This is a genomic window from Pantoea sp. FN0305 (genome assembly GCF_050113845.1).
Classification (GTDB): domain Bacteria; phylum Pseudomonadota; class Gammaproteobacteria; order Enterobacterales; family Enterobacteriaceae; genus Mixta; species Mixta alhagi.
This window is the reverse complement of the sequence record NZ_JBNJSN010000001.1, coordinates 176,976-192,883: the sequence shown is the minus strand read 5'-3', so window position 1 is coordinate 192,883 and position 15,908 is coordinate 176,976. Positions and strand designations below refer to the sequence as shown.

Annotated in this window: 11 protein-coding genes; 9 read left to right on the top strand and 2 right to left on the bottom strand. The window is 55.4% G+C overall.

The genetic code is table 11. The features are described from left to right. The first annotated feature begins 58 nt into the window (after positions 1-58). On the top strand, positions 59-661 hold the full coding sequence (gene tehB / locus ACQE3Y_RS00890; protein ID WP_426980682.1) for a tellurite resistance methyltransferase TehB: 603 nt from the start codon (positions 59-61) through the stop codon (positions 659-661). Here tehB and ACQE3Y_RS00885 read toward each other — a convergent pair whose 3' ends face one another. After that, positions 662-2,872, bottom strand: a complete 2,211-nt coding sequence (locus tag ACQE3Y_RS00885; protein ID WP_426971715.1) for an EAL domain-containing protein — start codon at positions 2,870-2,872, stop codon at positions 662-664. It lies immediately after the preceding gene. Positions 2,873-3,133: 261 nt separating this feature from the next. Between ACQE3Y_RS00885 and ACQE3Y_RS00880 the strand changes: the two genes are divergently transcribed. The 8 genes from ACQE3Y_RS00880 to ACQE3Y_RS00845 all read left to right on the top strand — a co-directional run bounded on the left by ACQE3Y_RS00880 (position 3,134) and on the right by ACQE3Y_RS00845 (position 13,031). Further along, positions 3,134-3,322: a YfgG family protein gene (locus ACQE3Y_RS00880; RefSeq protein ID WP_426971714.1), complete on the top strand. Its 189-nt coding sequence runs from the start codon at positions 3,134-3,136 to the stop codon at positions 3,320-3,322. Positions 3,323-3,426: 104 nt separating this feature from the next. Then, positions 3,427-4,863 carry a magnesium transporter gene (gene mgtE, locus ACQE3Y_RS00875; protein ID WP_426980681.1) on the top strand — a complete coding sequence of 479 codons (1,437 nt, stop codon included), beginning with the start codon at positions 3,427-3,429 and terminating at the stop codon, positions 4,861-4,863. Between the two features lie 196 nt (positions 4,864-5,059). Then, positions 5,060-6,289, top strand: coding sequence for an imidazolonepropionase (gene hutI, locus ACQE3Y_RS00870; protein WP_426980680.1), 1,230 nt, complete (start codon positions 5,060-5,062; stop codon positions 6,287-6,289). Then, positions 6,286-7,239 carry a formimidoylglutamase gene (hutG, locus tag ACQE3Y_RS00865; protein WP_426980679.1) on the top strand — a complete coding sequence of 318 codons (954 nt, stop codon included), beginning with the start codon at positions 6,286-6,288 and terminating at the stop codon, positions 7,237-7,239. Before hutI ends, hutG begins: the two co-directional genes overlap by 4 nt. Positions 7,240-7,307: 68 nt before the next feature. Beyond that, positions 7,308-8,045: a histidine utilization repressor gene (locus ACQE3Y_RS00860; protein ID WP_426971708.1), complete on the top strand. Its 738-nt coding sequence runs from the start codon at positions 7,308-7,310 to the stop codon at positions 8,043-8,045. Between the two features lie 310 nt (positions 8,046-8,355). Next, entirely contained in the window at positions 8,356-10,041 is a 1,686-nt protein-coding gene (gene hutU / locus ACQE3Y_RS00855; protein ID WP_426980678.1) for a urocanate hydratase, read from the top strand. 1 nt (position 10,042) lies between these two features. Next, positions 10,043-11,572 (top strand): histidine ammonia-lyase, encoded by a 1,530-nt coding sequence (gene hutH / locus ACQE3Y_RS00850; RefSeq protein ID WP_426971706.1) that lies wholly within the window; start codon positions 10,043-10,045, stop codon positions 11,570-11,572. A 73-nt stretch (positions 11,573-11,645) separates the two neighbouring features. After that, positions 11,646-13,031, top strand: a complete 1,386-nt coding sequence (locus ACQE3Y_RS00845) for an amino acid permease (RefSeq protein WP_426971704.1) — start codon at positions 11,646-11,648, stop codon at positions 13,029-13,031. Positions 13,032-13,453: 422 nt separating this feature from the next. Here ACQE3Y_RS00845 and ACQE3Y_RS00840 read toward each other — a convergent pair whose 3' ends face one another. After that, the gene (locus tag ACQE3Y_RS00840) at positions 13,454-15,841 is read right to left on the bottom strand and encodes a membrane-bound PQQ-dependent dehydrogenase, glucose/quinate/shikimate family (protein WP_426971702.1); all 2,388 of its coding nucleotides are present in this window, start codon (positions 15,839-15,841) and stop codon (positions 13,454-13,456) included. Positions 15,842-15,908: the final 67 nt, after the last annotated feature.

Sequence of the window (15,908 nt, the reverse complement as noted above, 5' to 3'; positions counted from 1 at the left end):
CGCACGCCGGCGAATTCGGGCGGCGCTTCCTCCGCCCGCATCAACCAGAAAAAAGAAGATGACGATACGTCCGGATAACTATTTTACTGAAAAATATCAGCTTACCGCCACGCACTCCGAAGTGGTGGCGGCGTTACCTTTCCTGACGCCAGGCAAAGCGCTGGATGTAGGCTGCGGCAGCGGACGCAACAGCCTGTGGCTGAATATGAAAGGGTTTGAGGTCACCGCCTGGGATAAAAATCCGCAAAGCATTGAGCGGCTGAACCAGATCATTGTTGCCGAAGCGATCGGCGGCATTGAAACGCAGGTTACCGATCTCAACAGCGTACGTTTTAACGGCGCGTATGATTTTATTCTTTCCACCGTCGTGATGATGTTTTTACAGCCGGAAACCATTCCGCAGCTGATTGCCGATATGCAGGCCAGCACCGTCAAAAACGGCTATAACCTGATTGTCGCCGCGATGGATACAGACGATTATCCCTGCCCGATCCCCTTCCCTTTCACCTTTAAATCAGGTGAATTGAGCCACTACTACCGCCAATGGCAGATTATTAAATATAACGAGCATGTTGGTCAGCTGCACAGAACGGATGAGAACGGCAACCGCATTAGCCTGCGATTCGCCACGCTGCTGGCAAAAAAGGCGCCGGCAGAATAATCAGCTCTCTATCAGCGTGGTTAGCGGCTGCGGCTCGCTGATGGCGAAGCCCTGTAAATAGTCGATGCCCAGCCCGCGCAGCGCAGCCGCGACCGCATCTGATTCAACGCACTCCGCCACGATCTGCATCCGCTTCAGCCGGGCGACGCGGCAGATAGATTCAATAATTTGATAGTCCAGCGGGCTGTGCAGCATATTCTGGATAAAGCTACCGTCAATTTTCAGCATATCAGCCTGCAGGGTTTTCAACTGCAGGTAGCTGGCATAGCCCGCGCCGAAGTTATCAATCGCAATGCGGCATCCCAACCGACGCAGGGAATTAATGGTGCGATAGCCTGCTGAAAAGTGCCTGTTTCCGGCGGCCTCGCTGATTTCCAGAATCAGTTGCCACGGCTCAACCTGATGCTGCTTAAGCAACTGCTCCAGCTCGCTGACAAAGTGCGGACGATAAAGGCTGGCGGCATGAATATTGATAGCAAAACGCATCGCCGGCAAACGCGTCCGGCTGCTATCGATAAAGCTCAGCGCATGATTTAATACCCAGCGATCCATTTCCCATGTCAGACCAAACTCCTGCACTATCGGTAAAAAATGCTCAGGCGCCAGCTGTTCTCCCTGCGTATTCACCAGCCTCAGCAGCAGCTCATGGTAATCATCGCCGCGTAAGCCCTCAATACGCTGCGCCATCATCACAAAGCGCTCGTTATCCAGCGCCTGCTGAACTTCATCCAGCAGCGCCAGCTTTTCTTTCACCAGGCGCTGAGCGGTAATGTTGTCCTGCTGCAAGCTTTCCGGCTGATGGCTACGCAGAGAAATTTCAGCCATTTCACTAAGCTGTCCCAGCAGCCCTGGTAAATTACTTACCGGCGGCACTATATGACAAAAGCTGATGCCGATATCGGGCTGTAACGGCAATCCCTGCCAGCGCAAACTGTAGCGTTCGATGCGGCTGCTTATCTGTTCGATACGCGTCTCATAGGTGGCTTTGTCCAGACGCAGCGCCAGCGCAAAGCCAGGCAAATGGTAAATTACCTCTTTGGGCTGCAACAATGGCTGTAGGTATGCCGCCAGCCGACGCTTATATTCAACGCGCAGATCCAACCCCCAGGTTCGGCTAAGGCGATCGAGATCGGGAATGCGTAAAAAACAGAGCGTGGAGGAAGCCTGCTGCGCCAGCATCGCTTTGAGCGCACGCAGATTCGGCAGATCCACCACCGGATCCACCAGCGCCGCCTCGCGTGATTTCTTAATCAGCCTGCGCTGGCGCACGCCGTTGACGCCAATAAAGTACAGAATTAACGACCATATCAGCAGATTAGTGGTATTGAGGGCCAGGTGCAGCGACAGTTCGGGCTGGGTACGAAATTGATAGAGTAAAATCAGCACCAGCGACCATGCCAGCGCGGAGATGAGATAGCCGAAGCGCGCCGATGCCCATAGCATGACGGGCAGCAGCAGCAGCAAGGCAAAGTCTCTGATTGCCTGGTTATGCAGCTCGCGATTCATTAACATCAACAGGATAAGCAGCGACGTCAGCAAAATCAGCCAGCCCCTGATTTCTACAGCGCTCACGCTTTCCGCGATCTGCTGGCGCAACAGGTTAACCTGACGGGAAAAGTAGCGCGTATGGCGAAAACAGCGGATCGCCATATAGTAAAGCGGCAGGATCGCCACACAGGATATCAGGATGGCCTGATAGTTGATCAGCGTGCGTAACGTCAACGGATTGCGGTTAAAAATCGAGAGGGCCACGGGGATAACTTTCATCGTTACCATCGTTTGCAGCAAAAATACCAGCAGCGTCGGCAGAAGAAAGCCGATCCAGAACAGCCGCATTATGCCCAGCCCTTGCGTACCGGGCGTCGCCCCCCATCTGCGTCCAGCCCAGATGCGGTAGCCCAGCCAGCAGATGCTGATTGCGCTAACAAACAGGATGCAGGTGATCAGCGCGGGCCCTGGCGAAAAAATCATTAAATAATGCCATAAAAGCGCCAGCGCAATGCCGGGCAGTGCCGCCCAGTCAAACACCATCAGCAACGCCACCGTTAACGTCACCGGTAAAAACAGCAGATAAACCGGACCGTCTGGCAGCAGCAGCTTGACCGATAAAGCGCTGGAAAGCGGCATCAGCAATAATGCCAGCCATAACGGGACGCCCCACCAGCAGCGTCGGAATTGACTAAGCGATGACAGGTTATATCCGGTAAACAAAACGGCCCCTTCGGAATGATAAAGCGTGCAGCGAATGCTGCCTCAAGCAAAACCGCTCTCATACTAAGTTCCGGCAGGCTTTCAGGCTTGATATACGTCAAACATTCTTATTAAAACCGCTTTAGTCTGCCCGTTGTTTAGCTCACAGACCGATTATATCGGTTAGTTTTCCTGAACCGGCTGATAGCACGACATTGACCTGACGGTAACGCTGTGCCTAAATTGTCTCACCGCCTCCGGGCCAGCTACAGGAGTCCCTGCGTGAACAGCATTACCTCATTGCGAAAACGGCGTAAAACTGGCCGCATGACCCGCATTGTGTTGTTAATCAGCTTTATCATATTGATTGGTCGTTTGTTGTTTGTTTTGCCCGGCGCGTTTCAGCATCATCAGGATAAAAAAACCAATGCCGGGGTGCCCATGACAATTCAGCCCGTCAATAAAGAGTAATGACGCGAGCGTTAAGTTGCCTTAACTGAGACAACTTACCCTCTCTTCATGCCTGTAGAAAACAGCGGGCTTATGCCCATGCTTCCGGACACAAGGGAATTTTTATGTCTGTATCCCAAGCCCAATCTCAAGCCCGGCAGCTCGCCGATACCCGCAGCCGTATTCTGACACTTTTACTTAATGAGCCGGAACTGGTAGAAAGCCTGCTGCAGCCGCAGGAGCACTCACCGTTGTCGGCAGAACTGTCGAGGCATATTGACAGCCTGCGCCAGGATCTTGCCCTGCTGCATGCGGCGGATATTGCCGATATTCTTGAAGCCCTGCCGGAAGAGGAGCGCCAGGCGCTGTGGCAGCTGGTGGATAACGACCGTCGCGGTCAGGTGCTGGTAGAGGCGTCGGAAACCGTCTGGGAAAGCCTGACTGAAGTCATGAGCGATAAAGATATTCTGCAGGCCATTGCGCCGCTGGATATTGACGATCAGGCTTATCTGGCGAAATATCTGCCGCGCGATCTCACCGGACGGCTGCTTACCACGCTGGACCCAACGCTGCGCGCCCGCGTACTGAACGTGGTGCATTTCGACCGCGATCGCGTTGGCCGCATCATGGACTTTAACTTCATTACCGTACGCGCCGATGTCGATCTGGCGACGGTGCAGCGCTTTTTACGACGCCGGCGCGCCATCCCGGAAGGCACCGATAAGCTGTTTATCACCGATAAAAACAATGTGCTACTGGGTGAGCTGCCGCTTACCGATATTTTGCTGAACCAGCCCGACACGCCGGTATCTTCAGTGATGAACGATCGCCCCAATACTTTTCGTCTGGATGATAAGGCGGAAGATGCCGCTGGCGCTTTTGAACGCTATAACCTGATTTCCGCCGCGGTGATTGATGCGCAGGGCAAGCTGATTGGCCGCGTGACAATTGAAGATATTATCGACCTGGTAAATGAAGAGAACGAAAGCAATATCCGTAAAATGGGCGGCCTGAGTCAGGAAGAGGAGGTTTTTGCGCCGGTAAAAAAGGCGGTGCGCACCCGCTGGACCTGGCTGGCGGTGAATCTTTGCACGGCGTTCATCGCTTCCCGGGTGATTGGCCTGTTCGAAGAGACAATTTCGCAACTGGTGGCGCTGGCGACGCTGATGCCGATTGTGGCGGGTATCGGTGGTAATACCGGCAACCAGACGATTACCATGATCGTGCGCGCGCTGGCGCTGCATCAGGTCGAGCCTGGGAACTTTAATTTTCTTTTTATGCGTGAGCTGGGCGTGGCGCTCATCAATGGCCTCTTCTGGGGCAGCATCATGGGCGGCATCACCTGGCTGATGTATGACAACCTGGCGCTGGGCGGCGTGATGATGCTGGCGATGGTCCTTAACCTGCTGCTGGCGGCGATAGTCGGCGTGCTGATCCCGTTGGTCATGACCAAACTCAACCGCGATCCGGCCATTGGCTCCAGCGTGATGATTACCGCGCTGACCGACACCGGCGGCTTCTTTATTTTCCTCGGTCTGGCAACGCTGTTTTTGCTGCACTGAAACAGCCCGGCATCACTTCTCACTGACAGGCCTTCGGTTTACCGCAGGCCTTTTTTCTGCCTCCTCTTCCTTTCAGTCATAAGAGCATTGGCCGCTGCCCCTCACAAATCGCCAACATTATCGCCGGGTTTTGTTGACAATTTGTTGTAGGTGAAAATAAATGTATAGACAACCCATGACAAGTGGAAGGTAAACCGTGCTTCTTGCTGCTCACGATGTTGTCTGGCGCAATGCCCGTCTGGCAACGTTCGATCCCGATCGTCAAACGCCTTATGGATTGCTGGATAATCACGATCTGGTTATTCGCGACGGCCATATTTTGGCTATTTTACCGGCGTCCACCGCCTCTGGTGGTACGGTTCACGACCTTCAGGGGCGGCTGGTCACCCCAGGCTTAATCGACTGCCATACCCATTTAGTGTTTGCCGGCAACCGCGCCGCTGAATGGGAACAGCGGATGAACGGCGTCTCCTATCAACAAATCAGCGCCCAGGGCGGAGGAATTAACGCCACGGTTGCCGCAACCCGTCAGGCCCCGGAAAGTGAGCTGCTGAAGCTGGCTACCGCACGGCTGCAGCGGCTGATGAATGAAGGGGTAACCACGCTGGAAATTAAATCTGGCTACGGGCTTACGCTGGAAGATGAAGCGAAAATGCTGCGGGTGGCGCGCCAGCTGGCGGCTCAGCATCCGGTGGACATCAGCCCGACGCTGCTCGCCGCCCATGCGGCGCCCGCTGAATATCGTCACGATAAAGATGCCTGGATCAGCCTGATTTGTGAAACCCTGCTGCCACAGCTGTGGCAAGAAGGCCTGTTTGAAGCGGTCGATGTGTTTTGTGAAAGCGTGGGCTTCACGCCGCAACAGTGCGAGCGGGTATTTGCTGCCGCACAGCGTTACGGTATTCCGGTTAAAGGCCACGTTGAGCAGCTCTCGTTGCTGGATGGCGCGCAGCTGGTGAGCCGCTATCAGGGGCTGTCGGCAGATCATCTGGAATATCTGGATGAGCAAGGCGTGCGGGCGATGCGCGCCAGTAATACGGTAGCGGTACTGTTACCAGGCGCATTTTATTTCCTGCGGGAAAGCCAGCGTCCGCCGGTAGAAATACTGCGCCGCCATCAGGTGCCGATCGCGGTAGCCACCGATTACAATCCTGGCACCAGCCCTTTCGCCAGTCTGCATTTATCTATGAACATGGCCTGCGTTCAGTTCGGCCTGACGCCGGAAGAAGCCTGGTCGGGCGTAACGCGTCATGCGGCTCAGGCGCTGGGCCGACAGCATACGCACGGTCAGCTTAAAGCGGGCTTTATCGCCGATCTTGCCATCTGGGAGGCGGAGCAGCCGGTGGAAATGGTTTACGAGCCGGGCCGCAATCCGCTTTATGCACGGGTCTTTCGCGGTCAAATTACGCACGGGAGCGCATTATGAAACAGTGGCGTCCCACCTCTGCTGAGGTCTGGCAGGGTCGCGACGATAGCGGAGAGGCAGCTAACGCCCTGCGTCTGTTCCAGACCATTATCTGCAGCACAACGTTTTGCCCTGAACAGCTACCCGGCGATATTGCGCTGCTGGGATTCGCCTGCGATGAAGGGGTAAGACGCAACCACGGACGAACCGGCGCTGCTCAGGCACCCGCCATACTGCGTCGCGCCCTGGCCAATCTGGCCAGCCATGCGGAACATTCGCGACTGGCAGACTGCGGCGATATTTTTGTCGAACAGGATAACCTGGAACAGGCGCAGCAGGCGTTGCGCGAAGCGGTACTCGCCTGTCAACGCGCCGGGAAACGCACGTTGGTGCTGGGCGGCGGCCATGAAACCGCTCTGGGGCATGGCCTGGGAGTGCTGGATGCCTTCCCGCAGGAAAAGGTGGGCATAATCAATCTGGATGCGCATCTGGATTTACGCCATGCGCCGCAGGCCACCTCAGGCACACCGTTTCGTCAGCTGGCGCGCTATTGCGAAACGCAACAGCGCGACTTTCGTTACGCCTGCTGCGGCTTAAGCATGGCAGCCAATACGCAGGCGTTGCTTGATGAGGCAGCCTGTCGTCATGTGACGATCGTAGAGGATTTACACTGTCTGAGCGCGCCGACAGAGGCCATTGCGCAGCTTGAGCAGTTTATGGCGGATCTCGATCGCATCTATCTCACCATCGATTTAGATGTGCTGCCCGCCTGGGAAATGCCGGCGGTCTCTGCCCCTGCCGCGCTCGGCGTTCCCTGCGCGATATTGTTGCAGTTGCTGGCAGCCATTTGCCGCAGCGGCAAACTCCAGGCGGTGGATCTGGTGGAGTTTAACCCTGCGCGCGATCGGGACGGGCAAGGGGCAAGCGTGGCGGCGCGCATCGCCTGGCAGGTCGCGCGCTGGTGGGGATAAATTACTGAATTCGGGATGGAATTGGGTATACTTATTGCCATCAGCCAGGCAGCCGCAAGGAATATCGCATGTTTTTATCCCGATCCCGGTCTACCGCCGCCAGCGCGCCCGTGCCCTTGTACGCGAAGGTCAAACAGGCCATCAGTAAACAAATCAGCGCTGGCGTCTGGCGTCCTCACGATCGCATCCCGTCGGAAGCGGAACTGGTGGCGCAGTTTGGCTTCAGCCGAATGACAATCAACCGCGCGCTGCGGGAACTCACCGATGAAGGCCTGCTGGTGCGTCTGCAGGGCGTTGGCACCTTTGTGGCGGAACCCAAAGGCCAGTCGGCGCTGTTTGAAATTCGTAGCATCGCTGATGAAATTACCGCACGTCATCATCAGCACCGCTGTGAGGTGCTGAAACTTGAACAGATCAAGGCTGATTTTACCCAGGCAGCCGCGCTGGACGTGGAGGAAGGCACGCCGGTTTTCCATTCAGTGATGGTTCATTTTGAAAACGACGTGCCAGTGCAGATTGAAGATCGTTGCGTTAACGCAATGGTTGCCCCGCATTACCTGCAACAGGATTTTACCGCCACCACCCCGCATGCTTATCTCTCTCTGGTCGCGCCGCTTACCGAAGGTGAGCATATTGTCGAGGCGGTAAAATCAACGCCTGAAGAGCAGATGCTGCTGCAGATTGACGATAGCGAACCTTGCCTGCTGATCCATCGTCGCACCTGGTCAACGCAGCACATTGTTTCCCATGCCCGCCTTTTATTCCCCGGTTCACGCTATCGTTTACAGGGTCACTTTATGTCCTAATGCCGGTCAACGTTGCCGGCGAAATTTATGTAAAAGCGCTGTGAAATCCGTGATAGCTAACGCAAATTTTTCTAAAATATCCTACCTCATTTACCCATTGATAAATAACAGAAAAAATCATTAACTGCTGGCGGGCGCCCTTTCCTCTTATTCATATCCGTTTGATTTTAAAAAGTTTTAATTGTGTCTTAATTGTTAAATATCGGCTTGCGCGCATTTGTATATACAAGTATATGTGTTTGCATTCTCTCTCTGATTCGCTTCGCCGAAGCAGATAATTTTTTCATGCAACCATCAGGAGTTAACCGCGATGTCGCAAAGCAAATACCGCGCGCAGGAAATTCGCGCCCCACGCGGAACCACGCTTAATGCCAAAAGCTGGTTCACCGAAGCGCCGCTACGTATGTTGATGAATAACCTCGATCCGGATGTGGCGGAAAATCCGCATGAGCTGGTGGTATATGGCGGCATTGGCCGTGCGGCACGCGACTGGGAGTGCTTTGATGCCATTGTCGCCGCGCTTAAAAAGCTGGAAGACGACGAAACGCTGTTGATTCAGTCCGGTAAGCCGGTCGGGGTTTTTAAAACGCACGAAAATGCCCCGCGCGTATTGATTGCCAACTCCAACCTGGTGCCACACTGGGCCACCTGGGAGCATTTCAATGAGCTGGATGCCAAAGGGCTAGCCATGTATGGCCAGATGACCGCCGGAAGCTGGATCTATATCGGCAGTCAGGGCATCGTTCAGGGCACCTATGAAACCTTTGTTGAAGCGGGACGTCAGCATTACAACGGCGATCTGAAAGGACGCTGGATCCTGACCGCCGGTCTGGGCGGAATGGGCGGCGCGCAGCCGATGGCGGCGACGCTGGCAGGCGCCTGCTCGCTGAATATTGAATGCCAGCAAAGCCGTATCGATTTCCGCCTGCGTACGCGTTATGTCGATGAGCAGGCCGATTCACTTGATGACGCGCTCAACCGTATCAGGAAATACACTGCGGAAGGCCGGGCGGTTTCTGTTGCGCTGTGCGCTAACGCGGCGGAGATCCTGCCGGAGCTGGTGAAACGCGGCGTGCGTCCGGATATGGTTACCGACCAGACCAGCGCGCACGATCCGCTGCACGGTTACCTGCCGAAGGGCTGGCACTGGGAAGAGTACCAGCGTCGGGCGCAGACCGAGCCGCAGGCGGTGACCGAGTCGGCGAAACGTTCTATGGCCGACCATGTCCGCGCGATGCTGGCGTTTAAAGAGATGGGCGTTCCGGTTTTCGATTACGGCAATAACATTCGCCAGATGGCAAAAGAGATGGGTGTGGCAAACGCTTTTGATTTTCCTGGTTTTGTGCCTGCCTATATTCGTCCGCTGTTCTGCCGTGGCATTGGTCCCTTCCGCTGGGCGGCGCTTTCCGGCGATCCGCAGGATATCTATAAAACCGACGCTAAAGTTAAAGAGCTTATTAAAGATGATAAACATCTGCACCACTGGCTGGATATGGCGCGCGAGCGCATCAGCTTCCAGGGACTGCCCGCGCGCATTTGCTGGGTAGGCCTGGAGTGGCGACAGAAGCTGGGCCTGGCGTTTAACGAAATGGTACGCAGCGGTGAGGTTTCTGCGCCCATCGTTATCGGCCGCGACCATCTGGATTCGGGATCGGTAGCCAGCCCTAACCGCGAAACCGAAGCGATGCGCGATGGTTCAGACGCCGTCTCTGACTGGCCGCTGCTGAATGCGCTGCTTAATACCGCCAGCGGCGCGACCTGGGTTTCTCTGCATCATGGCGGCGGCGTGGGCATGGGCTTTTCTCAGCATGCCGGGATGGTGATTGTGTGCGACGGCAGCGACGACGCGGCGGCCCGCATCGCTCGCGTGCTGCATAACGATCCGGCGACCGGCGTGATGCGCCATGCCGATGCCGGTTATGACATCGCTATCAACTGCGCGGTAGAACAACACCTTAACCTGCCGATGATCGCCGCTACTCAGGAGAAACGCTGATATGAACCTCACTCTTCATCCCGGCACGCTTACGCTTGCTCAGTTACGTGAGATATACAGCCATCCCGTCCATATCGAACTGGATGAGCGCGCTATTCCGGCTATCAATAACAGCGTAAACAGCGTTAACACCATTCTGGCTGAAGGCCGCACCGCCTACGGCATCAATACCGGTTTTGGCCTGCTGGCCCAGACCCGCATCCCGGCGGAAGATCTGGAAAATCTTCAGCGCTCGCTGGTGCTTTCCCATGCGGCAGGCATTGGCGAACCGCTGGACGATAGTCTGGTTCGCCTGATGATGGTGCTGAAAATTAACAGCCTGGCACGCGGTTTTTCCGGCATTCGTCTCAGTGTGATTCAGGCGCTGATAGCGCTGGTGAATGCGCAGGTTTTTCCATTAATCCCGGCCAAAGGGTCGGTGGGCGCATCGGGCGACCTCGCGCCGCTGGCACATATGTCGCTGACGCTGCTTGGCGAAGGCAAAGCGCGTTATCAGGGAGAGTGGTTACCGGCGGCAGAAGCGTTGAAAAAGGCCGGGCTGGAGCCGATTACACTGGCCGCTAAAGAGGGGCTGGCGCTGCTTAACGGCACCCAGACCTCTACCGCCTTTGCATTGCGCGGTCTGTTTGAAGCGGAAGATCTGTTCGCATCTGCGGTGGTATGCGGCGCGTTAACCACCGAGGCGGTGCTTGGCTCGCGCCGTCCGTTCGATGCACGCATTCATGAAGCGCGCGGCCAGCGGGGGCAAATTGATACGGCGGCGCTGTTCCGTCATCTGTTAACCGACAGCAGCGAGATCGCTAAATCGCATCAAAACTGCGACAAGGTTCAGGATCCCTATTCGCTGCGCTGTCAGCCGCAGGTGATGGGTGCCTGTCTGACGCAGCTTCGCCAGGCGGCGGAGGTGTTATTGATCGAGGCTAACGCGGTATCTGATAACCCGCTGGTGTTCGCTGATGAAAACGAAGTGATATCGGGCGGCAATTTCCACGCCGAGCCGGTGGCAATGGCGGCGGATAATATTGCGCTGGCGATCGCCGAGATAGGTTCGCTTGCCGAGCGGCGCGTGGCGCTGATGATGGATAAACACATGTCGCAGCTGCCGCCTTTCCTGGTTAAAAACGGCGGTGTTAATTCAGGCTTTATGATTGCGCAGGTGACCGCCGCTGCGCTGGCCAGCGAGAACAAAGCGCTGGCGCACCCGCACAGCGTGGACAGCCTGCCCACCTCCGCCAATCAGGAAGATCACGTCTCTATGGCACCCGCCGCCGGACGGCGACTGTGGGAAATGGCTGCCAATACGCGCGGCGTGATTGCCGTGGAGTGGCTCGCCGCCTGCCAGGGCGTTGACTTACGTGAGGGGCTAAAAACCAGCCCTGCGCTGGAGAAAGCGCGTCATATCCTGCGCGAGCAGGTTACTCACTATACCCAGGACCGTTTCTTTGCGCCGGATATCGAGCGCGCCGCTGAGCTGTTGAGCGCTCGTCATCTGACGACGCTGCTGCCTGCCGTACTGCCCAGCTATCAGTAATTGTTGTTCTCTGCTCTGCCGGGAAACGCTCCCGGCAGCCATGCGCATATTCCACTCTTTTCAGGGCCTTGATATGCAACAACCTACGACACATCTGCTGCGCGGACTCAGTGCGCGCCACATCCGCTTTATTGCGCTGGGTTCCGCTATTGGAACCGGGCTGTTTTATGGTTCCGCCGCCGCTATTCAACTGGCGGGGCCTGCCGTGCTGCTGGCCTACCTGGCTGGCGGCGCGGCGGTATTTATCGTTATGCGTGCGCTGGGTGAAATGGCGGTGCGCCATCCTATCTCCGGTTCTTTTAGCAGCTATGCGCGTCACTATTTAGGGCCGCTGGCGGGCTTTATCACCGGCTGGACCTATACCTTTGAGATGATCATCGTTTGCCTGGCGGATGTAACCGCATTCGGCGTCTACATGGGGCTTTGGTATCCTGACGTGCCGCGCTGGATCTGGGTATTGAGCATTATCTGCTTTATCGGTGCCCTGAACCTGTGCCACGTACGGGTATTTGGAGAGATGGAGTTTTGGCTGTCGCTGATTAAAGTCGCCGCTATCTTTGCCATGATTATCGCTGGCGCAGGTGTGATCCTGTTTGGTTTCGGCCACAGTTTTCCCGCTACCGGCGTGGAAAATCTCTGGTCGCACGGCGGCTTTGCGCCGGATGGATTGGGCGGCGTCATCGCCTCGCTTGGTATCGTAATGTTTGCTTTTGGCGGCATCGAAATCATCGGTATTACCGCAGCGGAGGCACGCGATCCGCAAAAAGTCATTCCCCAGGCGATTAATACCATTCCCTTACGCATCATCCTGTTTTACGTCTGCACGCTGTTTATCCTGATGGCGATTTTCCCGTGGAACAGCATCGGGCAACAGGGCAGCCCGTTTGTATTGATTTTTGATGGTCTGGGGCTGCCTGCCGCTGCCAGCGTGCTGAACATCATTGTGATTAGCGCTACCATCTCGGCGATTAACAGCGATATTTTTGGTGCCGGGCGCATGATGTACGGTATGGCGAAAGAAGGCATGGCGCCAAAAAGCTTTCTGCGTATCGCCAGTAACGGCGTGCCCTGGATGACGGTGGTGGTGTTGACGGTAGCGTTGCTGGCTGCGGTAGTACTTAACTACTTAATCCCTGAACAGGTGTTCGTGCTGATCGCCTCGCTGGCGGCCTTCGCCACAATTTGGGTATGGCTGATGATTCTGCTTTCCCACTTTGCCATGCGCCGCAGCTTATCCGCGCAGCAGCGACAGGAGATTCGCTTTCCTGTGCCGTTCTGGCCGGTCGCACCCGCGATCACGCTGCTGTTTATGCTGCTGGTCATTGGCGTGCTGGGTGCGGTGGCGGAAACCCGCCTGGCACTGATCGCCGGGCTGGTATGGCTGGCGATCCTGACCGCATTTTACTTTTGGCGGATTAAAAAACGGCTCAGGCCGATGGTGCTGGAGCAGCCTGAATGACCGTTGTGCACTCAGTTTTCCCAGACGCGCCAGTTAGGTAAGATTCGCAAATTAGCTGTTGCCTGCTGAACTAACGCCGAACCGGAAGCGTAGATAATAAGCTTCTTCAGCGCTTAATTATAAAGCCAGTGTCCTGCACTGGCTGATTTGCTTAATATTTCTGTAATGAAATCCGGCACGACACAAGCTCGCTTTGTGCGAAAAACACTGACAACAGTGGCGTCGCAGCCGGTGTATTAATCAACAGGCACGGATAAAGGTGAAATGCTCTTGCCCTGGATTAACAAGGACACCGGGCCGGTGAACGAGGGACAAAAAAAAGCCCGCATAATGCGGGCTTAGCTTTTTAGCGTTAATTAAAGCCGATGCCTAAAGCGGGTTTATCCTGCTCAGTCACCGACAAAAGCTAACGAGCATGCAGATCAAGGCAGACTATAGGCGATAATATCATCCCCGGTTTTCGGTGAATGCGGCGAACCGCCAGCAAAGATAACCACATATTGCTTGCCGGTTTTCTTCGAGCGATAGGTAATAGGACCGCTCTGCGTACCTACAGGCAGCCTTGATTTCCAAACCTCTTCGCCGGTGCGGCTGTTGAAGGCGCGCAGATAGAAATCCTGGGTTCCGGCGAAGAAAATCAATCCTGAACGTGTTGCCAGCGATGGGCCAAGGGTCGGCATGCCAAGCGGCATTTTCAGGCCGACAGGGATCCCCAACGGGCCGGTGTCTTGTACCGTGCCAACAGGAACCTGCCAGACCAGCTTGTGCGTTTTAAGATTGATCGCCGAAAGTGTACCAAAAGGTGGTGCCTGGCAAGGTACGCCCAAAGGCGACATGAAGCGCTGACGCATAGAGCCGTATGGCAAACCTTTTTGCACTACGATACCCATTTCTTCACTGCTACCCAGCCCCGGCGGAATATCTTTAGCCGGCACCAGATAGTGATACAAGCCTAAACGTAGATCGTTCACGTACATCAGGTTGGTCGTGGGATCAACCGAGACACCGCCCCAGTTCATGCCACCCAGCGAGCCCGGATATTGAATCGCAGTATCTAATCCCGGTGGCGTGAAAATGCCGTCATAACGGCTTGATTTGAAGCGAATGCGGCAAATCAACTGGTCAAACGGGGTAGCGCCCCACATATCAGACTCAGTCAACACCTCATTGCCGATGCCCGGCATACCGGTGGAGTAAGGCTGTGTAGGTGAATAACGCTCGCCGGGTGCATTTCCTTGCGGTACAGGAAGTTCTTTAATGTCGGCGAGAGGTTTACCGTTACGACGATCCAACAGATAGATCATGCCGGTTTTAGAGACTTCCGCCAGCGCAGGTGTTACTGAACCGTCATCGTTAGGAATGTCGTACAGCAGAGGCTGTCCCGTAACATCAAAGTCCCATAGATCATGATGCACTGTCTGGAATGACCAGACTGGACGGCCGGTGGCCACATTCAATGCCACAACAGATGAACCATATTTGTCATCCAGCGCGGTTCGCTCGCCAGCATAGAAATCTGGCGTCGCATTGCCGGTAGGTAAATAAACCATTCCCAGTTCAGCGTCATACGACATGGCTACCCAAACGTTCGGCGTGCCGCGAGTATAGCCTTCCGGTGAAAGCGGCTCACGCGTAACTGCCGGATTGCCCGGATCCCATGCCCAAACCAGTTTACCGGTGACCGCGTCATAGGCACGTACTACGCCAGGCGGTTCGCCCGTTTCGAAGTTGTCGATAACACGACCGCCGACAATAACCAGATTCCCGGCAACCAGTGGTGCTGAAGACTGCTGGTAATATCCCGGCTTAACTTCGCCCATACCGACTTTGAGGTCGATAACGCCGTTATCGCCAAAGTTCGCTGCGGGTTTGCCTGTGTGCGCATCAATGGCAACCAGTCGGCCATCGCCGGTTGGGAAGAAGATACGCTGCGGGCTGATGGAAGCATCAAGCGGCTCACCGGTTGTGCTGGTTACATCTTTCGAAGTAGTCGCATCAAAATATGCAACGCCACGGCAGCGCTGATACTTTGAATTACCGCGGCCTGCGGTATAACGCCACTTTTCTTTGCCGCTATCGATGTCATAAGAGATCAACGAGGTATAGGCGGTACAGACGTAAAGACTGTCGCCGATTTGCAGCGGCGTATTCTGATCGGCAGCATCACCGGTGCCGGGAACCACAGCCTCGCCCGTATGGGCAGTCCAGGCGACCTTCAGATCCTTGACGTTTTCTGGCGTGATATCACTGAGCGCTGAAAAACGGGAGCCGTGATTGTCACCGGACCAGGTGTTCCAGTTCGCCGGCTCTTTATCCGTGCTCGCATCATCTGGCACAGGCAGTGACGCGATCTCGTCTGCATTCCTGATAATGTTCTTGGGTTGAAACGAACTGATAAAGGTCCAGACAACACCTACCAGCATAACCGAGCCCAGGCTGCGTGCCCACAACTTCACCTTGCGGTTGTCGGTAAGCAAAGGCACCACGCTAAAAGCAATAACTACCGCGCCAGCACTTAATGCAAACAGACGCGAGAAGAGCGGCCAAAACGCCAGACCGACATCCCATAACGCCCATACCGCGGTAAACAGTAGAGTCAGCGCGAATAATACGGCACCGGCTAATTTCCGACGGAAAATGGCTACACCACTTCCCAGCAACATCAGCCCGGCTAACAGGAAGTACCAGCTTCCTCCAAGCCATGCCAACCAGATACCACCTACTACAAAATAGATCCCGGCTAAGGCGGAAATAATTCCTACAATAGCCAGCCACCTTTGCCCCGCTTTCCCCGGGTTGCCTGTATTCACAACATCTTCCCAATCAAATTAAAATTTTTCTCTTCCGATTTCGAAAATTGGTATTAACCAATCATTT